We start from the raw sequence: 18,330 nt of genomic DNA, 5'->3' as shown, positions 1-18,330 counted from the left end.
CTATCTCCCGTAAACAATGGCGGCAATATTCAACAGTTGGCCGGGCAAATGCAGCCGGGCGTTACGAATCGGTTCCAGATTCACTTCAAATACCACCTTGTTTTCGCGAAACAGCAAGCTGATACCGCCGCCTTTTTCGGCAAAGTCGTCGATGTCGGATAGGGTCAGCACCGGCGCATCGCCTAGTGCTTTTAAGGTCACCACAAAGTGAGATTTCTCGGAGCTGCCGAGAAACAACAGATGGCAAGTAGTCAAGTCGGGATCGGTATTGCTATGTTGGACAAACCGCAAAATGCGTTCGCCGGCCTTGCGCCCGTCCAGCGCTTGCAACTCGCTGTCCAGCACACTATTGCCGACCACACAGAGCAAAATGTCCGCGCCTGGCGGCAATACGTCGGCGGGCCATTCCACGAATTTAGCAAAATTGTAGAGATAGGCGGCTTTGATCTGCGCCTCCGACAGGCTGGCGGCCGGCAATACCTGCCAGCCTGGCACCACTAGGCAAAGACAGGCGAAAACCCATTGGCGCGCCAGATAGCGCCTGGATTGCGGCGCGAAAAAACGCGGGCGCAGATAGTTTTTGACAATACCCCGCATCACGCCCATCGCGTCAGCTAAACGTTTCTGTCCGGCCATTTCGGAATGTATGCGAGATCCTTTTTGCATCGGGTTTTGGTTAAGAACCGTCCGGGTAGCTTTACGACGATGTGGTTTGGCGGAAGCCGGCAATCAAGTTTGTGAAAGTAGAAACGCAAACCCCAGTAGTCTTGTCAGGGACCGGCTAGCGTTTCTACGCTTGATGTCGAATGATTTAATAGTTTAACCGCCTCGGCCGGGGCAACGGCAAAAACCGTTCAATTCTACGTAGGCATTTCCGGCGGAGGCACCGGCTACGCTGCACGCACCTTCCCAGTATGTCGGCCCCACCCAAAGAGTATGCTGCGCGCGTAATTCCTGATCCTGCACCAAGGGCTGCACGGTAAATTTTTCGCCGCGCACCTCGACTTCCCAACCGGAAGGATAGGTACAGCCGGTATTCGGACTAACCCATTCGCCCAGCACGGTAACCGCAAATTCGTGTGCCGCCAGCGTGACGGTTTGCCCTTGGGCATCGGTAATCGAGCCGGATTTTTCGACCGACGTGTCACTGCCCTTGAAGTCGAACAACATGATTTGCCGGTTGTCATCGAGTTCAATCGCAAACCATTGCCAACCCTGCAGAATGGCTTGATAGAGTTCGCCGTATTGTCTGTCGAACCAGCTGTTGCCGGTGACTTGAAAAGTCTGGCCGCCGATACTGATAGTGCCGGTAGTCGCCATTTTCGGCCGCGAGTAATAATAAGTGTAGCCGCCGAAACGATAAGGATGGGGATCGCCGCCGTAATGCAAAGCCGGAGCCTGCGTGGCTTTCAGTTCCAGATCCAGCACATAGTCGCCGACTTGCGCGTGCAAGCGGTCATGGCCGTCGCCGCCAACCGCCGTGACTTTATTGTCGGCGCCGGAAGTCAGATTGAAGCCGTTGGGGATGCGTTTGGGCAGATGGAATTCGACGAACTCTTCGAACGAGAAACGCTGGCCATTCACGTCGGTAACCGCCGCCTGCACCAGCTGATCGCGAAAAATCACCAAACTGTCGAACGAGAAAAACACGAGTTCGAAGCCGAAGCGGCGGCCGTCGTCGGTGAATAAATGCCCGGTCCAATACCACCACTGCACTTGTTCGCTGGGTAAAAACGCATCGTCGGCCGGTAATTCGACCGGGCCGATCAGCCCGCGGCGCGGCAGGAACAAACACGCGAGCACGGTTAATACTAACAACAGCCAAGGCAATAAAGGCGGCTTCAGCAGGCCGACAATCAACACAATCCCGGCAATAATCCAGGGCAATTTTTTCCAGAGCTTACGCATGGTCGATACTCTTTACGGGTTGAAAAATCAAAAGCGCCAGCTGAGTTTGCCGTAGATCGAGCGCGGGACTTCCACCGCGCTACTCGGCAAGGACAGTGCGGATGAGTCTTTATATTCCGGATGGCTGGGCGAGAACAGGTTTTGGGCGATGACGGCAAACTCCACACCGTTATAGGGTTCGTAAGCCAGTCTGGCGTCGAAGGTGGTGTAGGCCGGTACGGCCTGGCTGTTGGAATGCAAGCGGCCGACATGCCTGAGGGTAAAGTCCAGCTTGATTTTTTCCGGCAAATCCATCTGCCAGCGCAAAGAGCCGCGATGGCGAGGACTCAGACCGGCGATATCCGGATTGAGCGGATCCTGGGGGATTTCCATTTTCAGGTGGCTGTAATTGCCGCTGAAGCGCATCCAATCCAACACATGCCATTCGCTGGCAATCTCGATGCCGCGTGTGGTGAAATCTTGCTGGGCGTTACTCCAGATCAAAGACTGGGTCAGCCCCACCAACTCGCCGCGGCGGAACATCACCAAGTCGGAATAATGATTGCTGAAGGCGGTAATGTCGGTGGAGAATTTTTCGGTCCACTGGGTACGGTAACCGATTTCGGCGGCAAAGATTTTTTCAGCGCGCAGCTTGGGGTCGGGCTGCGCGATGACCTGGATCTGATCAAAAGGCGCCGGCAAACCGGTAGGGACCCCACCCAGCCCCACATTGGCCTGCGCTTCGCCGCGCGCCGGTGTCCGCGACGCCCTGGAAACCGAAGCCCACAGCGAATGCACTTGGTCCGGCGTCCACATCAAACGGGCGTTGGGCTGCACTTGCGTGTTACCGAAATGGCTTTCTTCCAACTTGGTACCCAGCGTCAGGCGCAGAGTGTTGTCAATCAACGTGATGTCGTCTTGTACGAACACGCTGCCGTTGTGGTAACCCAAGCTGTTGGGTGTGAAGGCGATAGCCGAAGTGTTGACCGTGGTACTGTGAATGAATCGGTAACTGGCGCCCCACATCAAATCGTGGTCGGCATTGGGATGCAGGCGATGCTGAAAATCGATGTCCACCATGTCCTGACTGTCGGACAACGCTGCGGCACTGAAAGCGACCCGGTCGTAATAGCCTTGCAGCATGAATTCAGAACCGTCGCTGAAATTACCTTCCCAACGCGCCAGCAGGTTGGCGCCGTCGGCATGGTCGTCGAAGCTGAACTCGCGGTTAAACGGCGGCAGCACCGTTTGCGGCGTGACGGTATTGCCTATGGTCTTGCGGTAAACATCGCCTTGTATCGTGTAACGGCTGTCGTTGGAGATCCGGTCATCGATACGAAAACCGCCCTGCACCGAGCGCCAATCGTCGTGCAGCCTGTCTCCGGCCGCATTAACAAAAGTATCGCGTTCAAAGGTTTTGGCGTACACCCGGTAACTGCCGTCGTCGCCGATACGGCCACCGTGCCGGTAACCGGCAAAGCCGCGCTCCTGATTGCCGCCACCGGCCACGAACAAATTGCCTTGGGTGTCCTTGGCCTTCTTGGTAATGATATTGATCACCCCGTTTACCGCGTTGGCGCCCCACATCACCGCGCCCGGTCCGCGGATGACCTCGATACGCTCGATGTCTTCCATCAGGGTGTCCTGCAAATCCCAGAACACCCCGGAAAATAAAGGCGTATAAACACTGCGGCCGTCCATCAGTACCAGCAATTTATTGGCATAACGGCTATTGAAGCCACGCGCGGTCACCGCCCAGACACTGGCGTTGATTTGCGCTACCTCAAGACCGGGCGCCAGGCGCAGTGCGTCGGGAATACTGGTAGCACCGGAACGGCGAATGTCTTCCTGACTGATCACGAACGCCGCCGCCGCGGTATCGGATACGGTCTGCGATTTTCTGGACGCCGAGGACACTTCCATTTGCATCAGTTCGTTGATGGAAAAAGCTTCGATATCCGGCGCGTTATCGGCTACCGCGCTACCGAAGATATTGATGTTAAGCGCCACACCGAACAGGAACAGATTTAATCGATTCGTCGCTTGTGTTTGATACCGGCCAGTCAGCCATATCGTTGATTTCATTTTTTTTATTATTTTGAGGTGACAACTATTTTGACGAGGAGGGCCGTCGGCTATCCATCCAGCGATACCTTCTCCGGCAAACCGTTTATCAAGATAGTCGCTAAATGCCGATAAGGCGTCCGCAACGCGCCAACATCGACAAATTCATTGCGTTTTTTGAGGGCTATCACATTTCATGCGGCGGAATTGCGCACCAGCGACAAGTAATCGGCTCGGCGCTAAGGCAGCGGGCAGCGCAATTTGCAGCCGATCCGTAAAAGTGAGTGGTAATCCTTACCGAACTATGGAAGTACCCTTGATTTGTACGTAGACGGCCATACCTGGCTGCACATCTAACAACATCGCCGATTTTTGGGTGATATGCGCCAATAAAACCTCGTCGCCGACCGCCAGTTGCACGACGGTTTGGCCTTGCCCCATTTCGCTGAGCGCCAGCACCCTGGCCGGCAGAATATTCAGGATGCTGGAGGCTTCCGGCGGTTGCAGGGTAATACTGACGTCGCGGGCGTAAATTCTGATTCTCACCGGGCTACCGACCGGCATGTCCAAATACGGCAAACTCAAGCTGCCGCCGGCGAATTCGGCATGGCTGAGATGATATTCGGCTTCGTGGCTGATCAACTTGCCCTGCCAAACGCTGGCCGCTTGCCGGTCCAAAGCCATGGGGCCGTCCAGCCGAGTCAAGGTTTCTGCCAACGGCCCGCACGCTACTGCTTTGCCGGCAGCCATCACCAATAGATGGTCTGCGAGTTGATTGACCTCTTGCAAGGAGTGGGTGACGTACAGAATCGGGATTTGCAGATTCTGATGCAAGCCGGTCAGGTAAGGCAGGATGTCCTGCTTGCGTTGCTCATCCAGCGCGGCCAGCGGCTCATCCATCAACAACACATCCGGACTGGCGGCCAAGGCCCTGGCTATCGCTACCCGTTGCCGTTCGCCGCCGGATAAGCGGTCCGGCAAACGCTCCAGCAACGGTCCTATCGCCAGTAATTCAATCGCTTGCCCCAGGGAAAACAGCCTATCTTTAGTTCGCAAACGCCGCACGGCATAATCCAAATTACCCCGTACCGAAAGATGCGGAAACAGGTTGGCTTCTTGAAACACATAGGCCAAATTACGGCGATGGGTGGGCAGGAAAAAATCGTGTTCACTGTCTTGCCAAAGCGTTGCGCCGATTTTCAAAAAGCCCTGCGTCGGCCGTTCCAAGCCGGCGATGCACCGCAACAAGGTGGTCTTACCGGAACCGGAATGACCGAACAGCACCGTCACGCCGCTGGCGGGCAGGTTTAAATCGACATCCAAAGCAAATTGGTCATACGCCAAGCGCAGGCGCGCCTGAATGCTGGGCACTGGGGACATAATCATTTCAAGGATTGCGTCAGCGTTTGGGTTTGTTGGCTGCTGTACAACAGCAGTAACACCAAGAAAGAAAAGATCAGCAAGCCGCCGGCCAGCCAATGTGCCTGGCCGTATTCCAAGGCTTCGACATGATTGTAAATTTGCACGGATACCACGCGGGTCTTGTCGGGAATATTGCCGCCGACCATCAATACCACGCCGAATTCGCCGACGGTATGGGTAAAACCCAGCACCCCGGCAGTTAAAAATCCCGGCTTCGCCAATGGCAGCGCCACGCTGAAAAACCGATCCAGCGGTCCGGCGCCCAAGGTCGCAGCGGCTTCCAGCGGCGCATCGCCCATCGCCACGAAGGCATTTTGTAAAGGTTGCACCACAAACGGCAACGAATACAATACCGACGCCACCACCAAACCACCAAAGCTGAACGGTAAAGTGCCGATACCCAGCCATTGGGTGAATTTTCCCACTAGTCCGGCCGGCCCCATCAACACCAATAAGTAAAAACCCAATACCGTTGGCGGCAACACCAACGGCAATGCCACCACACTATTGATGACGCCTTTCCAGCGCGAGCGGCTGCGCGCCAACTTCCAGGCCAGTGGCGTGCCCAATAATAGCAAGAGTAAGGTAGCCAGACTGGCCACGCGAAAGGTCAAAAACAAGGTATCGAGATCGGCGGCGTTTAGCATGCAGGCTTGGTCTGAGTGACGGAAAAATCGCTACTAGGCGACACATCTGCCGTCTATTTTCGCTAATCGGACGGGTAGAACGCCAGCAAAATACGCATTGGCTTTTAGAAAAACTGCTGGTATGACGGGTATCGGCAACATAGGCGCTGCTTGGTCAGCGCCTGGCCTGATTCTCAATCAAGCCCTATTGATCAAGGCTATGCCGTTTGGGCTGAGCTTGTCGAAGTCCAGGCTGGTGCGTCCTTCGACAGGCTCAGTACCCTCAGGAACATCAAAGCGACCTTAACAACCAGGGCTTACTTTCCAATAATCTGCAAACGGTTTTCCAGCTTGGCCGCCACCAAGGCATCGTAATGTCGTTGCAGCATCGAATCGGTTGGCCGCGGAAACAAGGTTGCCTCAATCTCGCTTTGCAATTGCGTCAAAAAATGCCGCTTGAGGACCGAATCCTCGGGCAGTCCCGGCGCTGAACCACTGACATCGCCTGCTGCTTTACTAGCGCCGCTGGATTTAACGGACTTTGCATAAGCCGACAGCATGCAACCCAAGGGCGCGAATGCGCAGGCAGCCACAATCAACATAATCAAACCGACCCATATCACTTCACTCATCTCATCACCTTAATGACATTGCCAAAAAATCGGCGACAGGCTTTGGCACGCACCTGACGCCCTCTTGAAAATCCCAATGGTTTTCAATTGACCCGCAGCAATATCAATGCCATGGAACACCACGCCCGCAAGCCTGGAAACACAAGGACTTTCAGGTATGTGTCACAGTTTGTATGTATTGTTTTGAGACAGTGATGCGACAAGATTGCAACATTCGGAAAACATTGTCAGCAATACAATGGCAGAAGTTTTGCCTATTGCCCAATCGTTGCAGTACCTGATCACCGATCAGTTTCAGCCCTTCCGTTTGCGCCGGGTTGCGGCTTTTTGCCGCCAGCGGATCACGCCGGTGACAAACAACACCGGACAAGCCAGACCGGTGATAAACACCAAAATCCGCCCGGTCATGCCAAAGGCCTGGCCGGAATGCAACGGCCACTGCCAATGAGTAAAGATTTCGCCGGCCGTGGCGGTCAGCAGGCTGGGGTCGTCCAGATCCAGAATCTTGCCGCTGTAACGGTCGATCACCGTGCAGCGGCGTTGCAAAATACTGCCGGGTGCATCGACGCCGTCCTGGCACACCGTATAGGTTTTAGTCGGTTCCGCAGCCCCATAAATCCAGTGCGGCCGGCCTTGCGGATACTGCTTAAAGGCAATCGCCACCGCCTGATCCATACCGATGGCCGGAGCATTTGGATAAGGCGGTTGGGATTGAAACCAGTAGCGGTAAGTCACCGGCGAGAACAGTTCCAGCACCGGCACCACGTTGTGCGGCAGCACCATGTAAATCCCTGAGAACAGAACCGGCAACATCACCAGCAAGGTGTAAAAACCGCTGGTTTTATGCAGATCGTAATTGAAGCGCACTTTGCCGGCCTTGGCCTTGAAGGTTAATGCGTTGCGCCAATGTCCGGTCAACGGCCACCATACGATCAGGCCGGTCAGCGTCGAGATAATCAGCAGCGCCGCCGAGACGCCAACGATGACGGCGCTGATGTCCTCGGACGGAATCAACAAGGCGTAATGCAATTCGAACACGCAATCGATGAAGGTTGCCGGCAGCCAATCGCCGGAGCGGGTCAGCAACATTTTTCCGGTGACTTGCGCCGTATACGGGTTGACGCCGACGATCCAGCGTTCGTTTTCGGTATCGGTGGTTGGAAATTGGTAACGCAGTTTGAAGGCGGCCTCCGCATTGCGCGGATATACCGAAAAAATATGTTTGGCGTTCGGCGGCATCACGGTTTTGCCGGCGGCAAAGATTTCGGCCAGCGGCCGATACTGTGCACCCGCCGGTTGTTCAACCACCAATAATTCGGGATGCAGCCATTCGTCGATCTCGGCGTAAAAAACCAGAAAGCTGCCGGTAATCCCGTAAATCGACAGCAAAAACCCCAAGCTCACACCCAGCCACAAATGCACGTCCAGCCAGCGTTTGCGGCGGGCTTTCAGGCGGGACAAGGCCGAGTTTTGCGGAGTCGCCGGAATGGTCGAGCGCGATGGTTGAGGGACGGCAGTCATGGCGATAGCGAAAAGGTCACGTAAAGGGTGCGAAAACAAAAGGCGTCGATACCTGAATAAGACGTTTAGGCCCCGGAAAATCCCAGTCCCATTTTGCCAGGCCAGCGTAGGTTGGGGTGATTAAAGGAACCCCAACACAACAACCTCAAAACCATCCTCCAGCTATCGGCAACAGAACATCAACGATACCGGTAATTTAGAGGCCAAAAATGTTGGGGTTCGTTACCTCACCCCAACGTGACCCATAGAACGGTCTAATACTCCAGCTTGATTGAGCCCATGACCGCCAACGGCTCGGCGGGCAGATTGGTGCGGCGCGAGCGCAGCACGTAATACTCGGCATCGTTGACGTTATTGATGTTGACTTGGGTGGTCAAATTCATGCCGCCCAGTTTGCGCTTGTAGGCCGCCATCAAATCCAGCCGAGCATAGGATCTGTCGAAATAGCTGTTCGCGGCGTCGCCGTAACGGCGTCCGGAAACGTAGACCCCGGCGCCGACACTAAAGCCTTTCAGCATGTCGCCGTCGAAGTCATACTTCAACCAAGCGCTGCCTTGATGGTTGGGCGCAAAAGGCATACAGTTGCCGATGTTGGCTGGTGTCCCCGTGTCGTCGATGACCTTGGCGTTGGTGTAAGCGTAGGTGCCGATGACACTCAAGCCCTCGTACAGCTGACCTTGTACGTCCAGTTCGACGCCTTTACTGCTGCCCTTAACCGGCACTTGCGCATAGATCACATCGCTGTTGGGATCTTGGAAAAATTGGGTTCTTTCCAGGTCGAAGTAAGCCACGCTGGCGTTGAATTTTCCGTCGAAAAATTGAGTTTTTACCCCGCCCTCGAACTGGGTGGCATCGAATAGATCGTACAACTTGGCGCCGCCGTTGTCGTAATCGTTGGCCGGACCGAACGACTCGGTGAAACTGCCGAACAAGGACAACCATTTTAACGGTTGGTAAACGATGCCGACCCTGGGACTGACCACATCGTCGTTACGCGCGTCCTTGCCGTCCGGCGCCCACCAGCTCAGGTCTTGCATCCTATCCACCCAGTCATAGCGGAAGCCGCCCATAATGTGCAGCTTGTCCCAAAGCGTCATTTGATCCTGAAAGTAAATGGCCTTTGAGGTGTTCTCGGTAGCGATGACGTCGTTGTAAGACGCACTCCGGATTCGGCTTACCTGAGCGTCGGTAACGGCCGCAATATTCGGGTTAAAGATGTTGATCGTGTCGACCCCGCCGCTGGCAACCTCGTATTTCAATTGACTGTTGTAGTACTCGCCACCGAGTAACAGTTTATGCTTGATGCCGTAGGTTTCGAAGTCGAAAGTGCCATTCACCCAAGCGGTCAGTGACTCGGCGTTTTCCGGGCTAAACCAGTAATTGCGCGACACGTTGCCGAAGGCGTTGCCGGGGGTTTCGTTGACGCGGCCGGTATAGAAACCCTGCCAATACTTTTGATACTGCGACGACACCACGCCGGCGTTTAGCTTGACCTGGTCGTTGACGCGGTGGTCGATTCTGAAATCCACCAAATTGTTGGTCGTGGAATTTCTTAAATCCGAACGGCCGACGAAGGTTCTGGAAATGGGAATTCTGGCCAATTGGTTGCCGACCGCGGGCACACCGTAGTCATAGGCGTTGTTCTCGTCGAAATACTCGTAAGACAAGGTAAACTTGGTGTCCGCCGTGGCTTCCCAACTCAGGGTGGGCGCGAAAAAGATCCGGTCATTACCCATGTTTTGGCGGAACGAACCGGTATCCAGGTACGACATGTCCAGGCGGTAATTCAGACCGGCTTCCTTGCTGACCGGTCCGGTAGCGCTGGCTTCGGTACGGTAGAAATCGTAGGAGCCGAAGCGTTGTTCCAGCGAATAGTAGGGCGTCGAGCTGGGCTGCTTGGTCACGGTACTGATCAAGCCGCCGGGATCGCCGAAGCCGAACAGCATGGCCGATGCGCCTTTAATCACTTCCACGCGCTCGACGTTGGCCAGATCGAATTTAGTAAACGGTATGCGGATGCCGTTGCGATAGTTGACGGTGCTTTGCAGAAAACCACGCATCACGAATTGTTCGTGGTCGCCGCCATACGAATGGTAAGACTGCACGCCGCTGACATTCTTGATGGCGTCCTGTAAGCGGTAGGATTGTTGATCGTGCAGCACCGCCTTGTTGACGACTTGAATGGAGGCAGGCGTCTCCATGATGGGTGTGTCGGTTTTGGTCGCCAGCGCCGTGTTGGTGCGGGTATAACTCAAGTTGTAGGGATCATCGGAGTTGAGATCGGTTTTGCCAACGACCGTCACAGCCGGCATCGTTGCAGCCGATTGCGGCTCCAACTCGGCCGTATTTTGCAGCGTGACGGTGTTACCGCTACTGAATCGATAACTAATCCCCGACCCGGACAGTAAGCGTTTCAATGCGTCTTCCAGTGAATACTGTCCGCTAACGCCTTGCGAATCGACACCCTTGACCAACTCCGAGTTGTAAACAAACTGCACGCCGGACTGTTCGGCCAGCGCACTGAGCGCGGAATACAAAGGCTGCGCAGCGATGTTGTAGGTGCGGCTTTCGCTGTTGGCACTGGGGCTTTCGGCCTGAGCCGTCGGCAGCGTCGCAGCGCTTATCAAGCTCAGACAAAGCGGCAATGCGCCGATTGCGGATGAGCCTTTAGTGCGGGCTTTTCGCGTCCCGCTTGGGTTTCCGGTTTTTCTCATGATGTGTCCTCAGTTTGAGTGGGTTTTAGCTGAGAACGATTGGCGGCTGGCTGAGCCGTACTAAAGGATGTGTGACAAATTGTCGCAGGCAGCAAAGCGGCCATCAGGACTGCAAAAACACCAGCGGCCCGGCATGGATGACTTTAACCGGCAAGGTCTGTTGCAGGGCTTCCAGCCAGGCATCGATTTGCTGGATGTCGACGGCGATGTTGACTTCCCGCTCCGCCAGCCTGTCGTCCAATAAACGGATTTGGCTGCGCCGGTAGCGGTTGATTTCGGCGATAACCTGTTTTAACGGTACGAAATTCATCAACAAGCGGCCACGGCGCCAGGCGTCGGCGTTGCTTAATTCGACTGCTTGCGGCACGCCCAACATCTCGGCATTGAAGCATAGTTGTTGGCCGGGTTGCAGCGTGGCGCTATCGGCTTGCGCACCGTGCGCGGACGGCCGGCTACTGCGGACTTTGCCTTGCAATAGCGTAACCGCGCCGGCTTGGCCGTCGTAACGGACGATGAATTGGGTGCCCAACGCTTCTGTGGACGTAGAACCGGATACGACCCGAAACGGCTTGTGCTCGTCATGCGCCACGTCAAATTCGGCCTCGCCGCGCAGCAATTCAATGCGCCGCTCATTGGCATTGATTGACACATCGATGGCGGTATCGGTATTCAGGTGCGCGATGCTGCCGTCGGCCAGCGTAATTGAGGTCTGCTCGCCGATCCGGGTACGGTAGTCTGCCAGAGGATGTTGCAAGTAATCCGGATAAAAACTACTCATCACGCTCAGCAGCAGCGAAGCGGCCGCAGCCAAGCCCAATCCGCGCTTTAGCCTGCGCCCTCGCCGCTGCCTTATCGCTAGCGCGCGGCGGCGTTGCCGGTCAGCGAGCAGCGGCCGCGGCAGGTGTTGCCAAAGGGTCTCGACATCACGATAGGCTTGCTCGTGTTCGGGGGTTTGCGACCGCCAGTTTTCGAACTCAGCCAATAACGTGTCATCGGCAGCACCGGACTTTAGGCGCACGTGCCAGGCAACGGCTTGTTGCTGCAAAGCTGCTCGGCGAGTTGAAGAAGTTTCGTTCATTACGGTGTTGTTTGGAGCGGGATATTTACTATAACGATCCAAGGCGCTTAAATCCACACTAAGTACATTGGCTATCAACAGCCTGCCGGCAGTGCAGCAACGCTTTTGCCAGCTGTTTTTCCACCCAACTGGTCGAGATTTTCAGTTGCTTGGCAATCTCAATATGGCTTAAGCCCTCGATACGGCTTAAATATAAAATCTCGGCGCATTGATCAGGCAAATCGGCCAGTGCCAGCTGAATGTGCTGCAATTGATCTTGCGCTTCCGCCGTTCGTTCCGGCGCTGCCGAAGCGTCGATGTCGGTTTCGTCGCCCAGATATTGATCAAGCAATTCACAACGGCGTTTTTGCGTGCGCAGATGATCGAGAGATAGATTGGATGCCACTTTAAACAGCCAGGCCTGGACTTCGGTCTCACTGGCGGGAGGTGGCTTCAGCAGCGTCAATCTCATAAAAATGTCTTGAATCAAATCGGCCGCAGTGTCGTCGCACCGAATGCGCTGCTGCAAAAAACGCTGGATTTGCGGGCGGGTACTTAAAAAAATTCGGTAAATATCGTGGTCTGAAAATGCCATGCGCGAAGCCAGGCCATGCTGGAGTTAATCGTGGCATTTGGCGCAGCAAAGTTTACGCCATGACGGAACTCAAAGACTTAACCGCCTGAAAATATGAGATTTTCGTTCGTTCGAAAAAATCAGAGCTTTGTTAGCATTCATAAAACTGTGTGAAATGCCGCAGCTATCTCGGCATTTCACACAGCTTTGTTTTCCGTTAGCCCGAAACACTTAATCCGAAAACGGAATAAGTTTGGCGCTACCGCATCATGACACATTGTTAACAGAAACCGAGGGAGTCGCAGTTATGACTGACACTCCGGCATCAAGGAACTGCGCCAGTACTGGTCTTCCTTCTCGAACAAGCGGCGGCTTTCTTCCGGCCCCCAGGAACCAGCCGGATAGGTGGCGATGTAGTCCCGCTCGGTGACCCAATTTTGCAGAATCGGGTCAACGATGCGCCAAGCGTATTCCACTTCGTCAAACCGCAAAAACAACGAACGGTCACCCTTCATCACATCCAATAACAAATCTTCGTAGGCATCCACGCGGCGTTCGTCGGGATTGCGGAAACTGGCATCCAGGCTGGTGGTGCGGGTACGCATTTCCAAGCCCGGCTCTTTAACGGTCATTTCGATGCGGATGCATTCTTCGGGCTGAATCCCCAGCAATATCCAGTTCGGCGTCATGCACTGCACATGGGTATCCCGGAAAAACTGAAACGGCGGGTGGCGAAAGCAGATCGAAATCGAGGATTGGCCCTTGGCCATACGCTTGCCGGTGCGCAAATAAAATGGCACGCCGCGCCAGCGCCAGTTGTCGATCAACAATTTCATCGCCGCATAAGTTTCAGTACTGCTGTCGGCGGGAATGTTAGCTTCCTCCAGGTAGCCAACCACCTTATGACCGTCGATATTGCCTCGGGCATATTGGCCGCGAAAGGCATGCGCATGCACAGCCGATTTCGGGATCGGCCGAATGGACTTCAGCACTTTGACTTTTTCGTCGCGCAGCGATTCGGCGTCCATCGATACCGGCGGCTCCATCGCCACCAAGGTTAACAGCTGTAACAGGTGACTTTGCAACATGTCGCGCATGGCCCCGGCGCTGTCGTAATACTCGCCGCGGCTGCCAATGCCCAGCTCTTCGGAGTGGGTGATCTGCACATGATCGATGTAATTGCGATTCCACAAGGGTTCCAACATGACGTTGGCGAAGCGAAACACCAAGACGTTCTGCACCATGCCCTTGCCCAGATAATGGTCGATGCGGTAAATCTGGTCTTCGCTTAAATAGCGGCTCAGACGTTTTTGCAAGGCCTGCGCACTTTCCAGATCGTATCCAAACGGCTTTTCGATCACGACTCGTCGCCAGCCGTATTCTTCGTTCAGCAGCTCCACTTGGCTCAAGGACTCGATGACATTGCCGAAATCACTGGGACCGATGGCCAGATAGAAGGCCATATTGCGGGAAAATCGCGGCTGAGCGTTTAGCGTTTCCGCCAGGGTTTTATAGCATTCCGGCTGATCAAGATCGCCGCGATGATAATCCAGCCGTTCGCTAAACCGATTGAATACGGCCTCGTCCAGCGGCGTATTGGCCTGCTCAAGTAGCAAGGCCTTCACTTCGGCCAGCCAGGTTGCTCTATCCCAGGGACGGCGGCCCACCGCCAGGATGCGTGTGCCTTCCGGGAGTTTTTTTTCCAATTCCAGATGATAGAAGCCGGGCATCAGCTTCAAGCGCGCCAAATTGCCGGTAGCACCGAAAATGACGTAAGTGCAGGGGTCTGTATTCATAAAAGCCACCTTGTCTTTACTTTGCAATGTAGGGTGCAGTTTGCATCATTTGCGCGGGCGCGTCGAACGCCAAAGCGCCGCAGCCGATAAAAGCGGCCAAATTAGAGCCACACCAGTGTCACCTTGGTCATAATATGGCGTCTTCATCACCGAGACATTTCAGAACTTGATCCTGGTTATCCAACAGCCTAATCAGCTTAATTTTCATTGTATTAAAGCGCTGTTGCGCCAACTCTGCGTCGGCTTGTACCAACGCTTTTTGCAAGTTCTCGACGACCGCCAGGCAATCGGCAAAATCGTAAAAACAAAAGGTGCCATGCAGTTTATGGTTCAAATCCCACGTCTGTTGCAGCAATCCATTGTCCAAGGCCCGCTCGATGTCGAGTATTAATCCCGGCAACTGCTCAAATAATTTGCCCATCAAGACTTGGCTCAACTGCCGGTTATGCTGGGCTTTGCGCAAAAGTTGCCCGGCATAATACTCGGCGTTCACCGGCTCATGTTGCCGCCAACGCACCAGCAATTGCTCCAACTGGTAAAGGCGAACCGGCTTGACCAAACATTCGTTGAACCCGGCGGCGATTGCCCGTTCCTGCTGCTGATTTTGCGCGTGAGCCGTGACGGCGACTGCCGGCGTAAGCCGATTGTAGTTTTCGGTACCACGCAAATTGGCGGCGACATCGAAACCACTCAAAAACGGCATGTTCACATCCAGAAAGATGAAGTCGTAGCGGCGTTCTTGCAACAATTGCCAGGCCTCCCGCCCGTCTTTTGCCGAGGTGATATTGGTCGTCCAGTATTCCAACTGTTCGCGTAACAACCATAGATTGATTTCATTATCGTCGGCAATCAGAATCGAAAAATCGTTGGTCATGATCAATAGCTTCGAGCTGTGACTAATTTGCTGATGACGTTATCGAATGTTTCGCGGCAAAAATCAATCTATGGCGTCGCAAACCATCTTAAACCGTTCCACACCCAAAACGCCAGACAATAAAAAACCCCGGCACCTTGCGGCAACCGGGGTTTTCAGGCCGAGGCCGAACGGCGATTACATCATACCGCCCATACCGCCCATGCCGCCCATATCAGGCATTGCAGGAGCTTTGCTGTCGGATGGGGCATCGGCGATCATTACTTCGGTAGTGATCATCAAGCCCGCGACCGAAGCCGCGTTTTGCAAGGCAGAACGGGTGACTTTCGCAGGGTCCAAAATACCCATCGCGATCATGTCGCCGTATTCGCCGGTAGCAGCGTTGTAACCGAAGTTACCGGTGCCTTTTTTAACTTCATTCAGAACCACAGACGCTTCATCACCGGCGTTGCTGACGATTTGACGCAAAGGCTCTTCCATAGCACGGCGCAGGATGCTGATACCTACATCTTGGTCGTGGTTGATGCCTTTCAGGCCGTCCAGAGCAGACAGTGCACGGATCAGCGCGGTACCACCACCGGCCACTACACCCTCTTCAACCGCGGCGCGAGTTGAATGCAGCGCGTCTTCAACGCGGGCTTTCTTCTCTTTCATTTCCACTTCGGTGGCGGCACCGACTTTGATCACCGCGACACCGCCAGCCAGTTTGGCCAGACGTTCTTGCAGTTTTTCACGGTCGTAATCGGAAGTCGCATCATCAGCTTGAGCGCGAATTTGCGCGACGCGGCCTTTGATTTGATCTTCGTTGCCGGCACCGTCGATGATGGTGGTGTTTTCTTTATTGATTTGGACACGTTTTGCAGTACCCAATTGGCTGATGTCGGCTTTTTCCAAAGACAGACCCACTTCTTCGGAAATGACTACACCGCCGGTCAACACCGCGATGTCTTCCAGCATGGCTTTACGACGGTCACCAAAACCAGGCGCTTTAACGGCAGCCACTTTAACGATACCGCGCATGTTGTTGACAACCAGCGTTGCCAAGGCTTCGCCTTCAACGTCTTCCGCGATGATCAACAAAGAGCGGCCGGATTTAGCCACGCCTTCCAGAATCGGCAACATTTCGCGAATGTTGGAGATTTTTTTGTCATACAACAGGACGAACGGGTCGTCCAATTCGACGCTCATGCTTTCTTGTTTGTTGATGAAGTATGGAGACAAATAGCCGCGGTCGAATTGCATACCTTCTACAACGTCCAGTTCGTTGTTCAGGCCGGTGCCTTCTTCAACGGTGATGACGCCTTCTTTACCGACTTTTTCCATCGCTTCAGCAATGATCGCACCGACTGATTCGTCGGAGTTAGCCGAGATGGTACCTACTTGCGCGATCGCTTTGCTGTCGCTGCAAGGCGTAGCCGCTTTTTCGATGGCCGCAACCGCTGTGGTGACTGCCAAATCAATGCCGCGTTTCAGGTCCATTGGGTTCATGCCCGCTGCGACTGATTTCAAACCTTCGTTAACGATGGCTTGCGCCAGAACGGTCGCAGTGGTAGTACCGTCGCCGGCTACGTCAGAAGTTTTTGAAGCCACTTCTTTGACCATTTGCGCGCCCATGTTTTCGAATTTGTCTTTCAATTCGATTTCTTTGGCTACCGATACACCGTCTTTGGTGATGGTTGGTGCGCCGAAGCTTTTATCCAATACAGCGTTGCGGCCTTTAGGACCCAAAGTCACTTTTACTGCATTTGCCAGAACGTTAACGCCTGCCACCATCAGTGCACGCGCGTCGCCACCAAATTTTACGTCTTTTGCTGCCATTTCTTATTCCTGAGATATTGGTTAAATTGAAAAAGAGTGTGTCGAACGAGTTGGGATTAACCCAAAACACCCATGATGTCTTCTTCGCGCATGACGATGTATTGCTCGCCATCGACTTTAACTTCGGTGCCGGAATATTTGCCGAACAACACGCGGTCGCCAACTTTAACTTCCAGGGCACGTACTTGGCCGTTGTCTAACGGTTTACCTGAACCTACTGCCAACACTTCGCCTTCGCTAGGTTTTTCAGCAGCTGAACCCGGCAACACGATGCCGCCTGCGGTTTTGGTTTCTTCCTCAACACGTTTTACGACGATACGGTCATGTAACGGACGAATTTTCATCAATGTCTCCTTAATGTAGATAAAGTTAAAGGTTAAAAACTGTGTAAAGCAATTTAAAAAACAGCTACCCCTTACGGAGGAAGCGAGCTTTTAAGCGGCCTCAGTTTTATTAGCACTCTCTAGCAACGAGTGCTAATAATATCCGGCTTTTGCACTCTGTCAAGCTCTTTGGCATCATCTGCGCCTTACCCAAGCCATACACACTATGAACGACGAACAATTACTCCGTTACAGCCGGCAAATCATGCTGCCGCAAATCGATATTGCCGGTCAGCAAAAATTGCTCGATGCCAAAGTATTAATCGTCGGTGCCGGCGGTTTGGGCTCGCCTGCCTCAATGTACCTGGCTGCGGCCGGTGTCGGCCAGATCACCGTCTACGACGACGACCAAGTCGATTTGACCAATTTGCAACGCCAGATTGCTCACTACACCAGCGATATAGGGTTGGATAAAGTTATTTCAACCCAACAGACTTTGGAAAAAATTAATCCGGGCGTAAAAGTATTGGCTCGCAAACAGCGATTAGCCGGCGAACAGCTACTTGCAGAAGTGGCTGACGCCGACGTAGTGCTGGACTGTAGCGATAATTTCACCACCCGCTTTGCCATCAATAAGGCTTGCGTGAACCAACAAACCCCATTGGTATCCGGCGCGGCGATCCGCTTTGAGGGTCAAGTCAGCGTATTTACCCCAGGGTTAAACGATAGCCCGTGCTATAACTGTCTTTATCAAAGCGATGGCGAGGAATTGCAAAATTGCGCCCGCAACGGCGTGATTGCGCCGATCACCGGCATCGTCGGCAGCATACAGGCCTTGGAAACGATAAAGCTGATAGTCAACACCGGCAGCACATTAACAGGCCGCTTGCTGTTGCTGGACGGCCTGAGTATGGAATGGCACAGCATGCGCTTGAAGAAAAACCCACACTGCCCAAGCTGCGGCGCGAAATAAGCCAATCCACATAAAAAAGCCGAGCTAAACCCGGCTTTCTATTGCTGGC

The 18,330-nt window shown here is 54.1% G+C and carries 15 protein-coding genes; 1 reads left to right on the top strand and 14 read right to left on the bottom strand.

All coding sequences use genetic code 11. The features are described from left to right. From CWO84_RS05990 to groES, 14 genes are all read right to left on the bottom strand, one after another. Complete coding sequence (locus CWO84_RS05990) at positions 1–666, bottom strand: YfiR family protein (RefSeq protein WP_240617978.1); 666 nt, start codon at positions 664–666, stop codon at positions 1–3. 153 nt (positions 667–819) lie between these two features. Then, entirely contained in the window at positions 820–1,908 is a 1,089-nt protein-coding gene (locus CWO84_RS05985; RefSeq protein ID WP_101052050.1) for a lipocalin family protein, read from the bottom strand. Between the two features lie 27 nt (positions 1,909–1,935). Then, the gene (locus tag CWO84_RS05980) at positions 1,936–3,972 is read right to left on the bottom strand and encodes a TonB-dependent receptor (protein ID WP_240617977.1); all 2,037 of its coding nucleotides are present in this window, start codon (positions 3,970–3,972) and stop codon (positions 1,936–1,938) included. A gap of 273 nt (positions 3,973–4,245) precedes the next feature. Then, positions 4,246–5,337, bottom strand: a complete 1,092-nt coding sequence (modC, locus tag CWO84_RS05975; RefSeq protein WP_101052048.1) for a molybdenum ABC transporter ATP-binding protein — start codon at positions 5,335–5,337, stop codon at positions 4,246–4,248. Further along, positions 5,334–6,020, bottom strand: a complete 687-nt coding sequence (gene modB, locus CWO84_RS05970) for a molybdate ABC transporter permease subunit (RefSeq protein WP_101052047.1) — start codon at positions 6,018–6,020, stop codon at positions 5,334–5,336. The genes modC and modB overlap by 4 nt, the downstream gene beginning before the upstream one ends. Before the next feature lie 296 nt (positions 6,021–6,316). Further along, a complete protein-coding gene (locus CWO84_RS05965) occupies positions 6,317–6,631 on the bottom strand; it encodes a hypothetical protein (protein WP_033156012.1) in 315 nt (104 codons plus the stop codon). 294 nt (positions 6,632–6,925) lie between these two features. Beyond that, the gene (locus CWO84_RS05960) at positions 6,926–8,152 is read right to left on the bottom strand and encodes a PepSY-associated TM helix domain-containing protein (RefSeq protein ID WP_101052046.1); all 1,227 of its coding nucleotides are present in this window, start codon (positions 8,150–8,152) and stop codon (positions 6,926–6,928) included. A 254-nt stretch (positions 8,153–8,406) separates the two neighbouring features. Then, on the bottom strand, positions 8,407–10,866 hold the full coding sequence (locus tag CWO84_RS05955) for a TonB-dependent receptor (RefSeq protein ID WP_101052045.1): 2,460 nt from the start codon (positions 10,864–10,866) through the stop codon (positions 8,407–8,409). A 103-nt stretch (positions 10,867–10,969) separates the two neighbouring features. Beyond that, on the bottom strand, positions 10,970–11,944 hold the full coding sequence (locus CWO84_RS05950; RefSeq protein ID WP_240617976.1) for a FecR family protein: 975 nt from the start codon (positions 11,942–11,944) through the stop codon (positions 10,970–10,972). A 58-nt stretch (positions 11,945–12,002) separates the two neighbouring features. Continuing rightward, on the bottom strand, positions 12,003–12,518 hold the full coding sequence (locus CWO84_RS05945; protein ID WP_101052043.1) for an RNA polymerase sigma factor: 516 nt from the start codon (positions 12,516–12,518) through the stop codon (positions 12,003–12,005). Positions 12,519–12,802: 284 nt separating this feature from the next. Continuing rightward, entirely contained in the window at positions 12,803–14,293 is a 1,491-nt protein-coding gene (gene zwf / locus CWO84_RS05940; RefSeq protein ID WP_101052104.1) for a glucose-6-phosphate dehydrogenase, read from the bottom strand. Positions 14,294–14,420: 127 nt separating this feature from the next. After that, on the bottom strand, positions 14,421–15,167 hold the full coding sequence (locus CWO84_RS05935) for a response regulator (protein ID WP_101052042.1): 747 nt from the start codon (positions 15,165–15,167) through the stop codon (positions 14,421–14,423). A gap of 177 nt (positions 15,168–15,344) precedes the next feature. Further along, positions 15,345–16,985, bottom strand: a complete 1,641-nt coding sequence (gene groL, locus CWO84_RS05930) for a chaperonin GroEL (protein ID WP_033156008.1) — start codon at positions 16,983–16,985, stop codon at positions 15,345–15,347. Between the two features lie 56 nt (positions 16,986–17,041). Then, a complete protein-coding gene (gene groES / locus CWO84_RS05925; protein ID WP_020484651.1) occupies positions 17,042–17,329 on the bottom strand; it encodes a co-chaperone GroES in 288 nt (95 codons plus the stop codon). Between the two features lie 205 nt (positions 17,330–17,534). Between groES and moeB the strand changes: the two genes are divergently transcribed. Then, positions 17,535–18,281, top strand: a complete 747-nt coding sequence (gene moeB / locus CWO84_RS05920; protein WP_033156007.1) for a molybdopterin-synthase adenylyltransferase MoeB — start codon at positions 17,535–17,537, stop codon at positions 18,279–18,281. Positions 18,282–18,330 lie beyond the last annotated feature (49 nt).

Origin of the sequence: Methylomonas sp. Kb3, from assembly GCF_002834115.1 — a bacterium.
Taxonomy (GTDB): Bacteria; Pseudomonadota; Gammaproteobacteria; order Methylococcales; family Methylomonadaceae; genus Methylomonas; species Methylomonas defluvii.
This window is presented reverse-complemented; position numbering and strand designations above follow the sequence as displayed.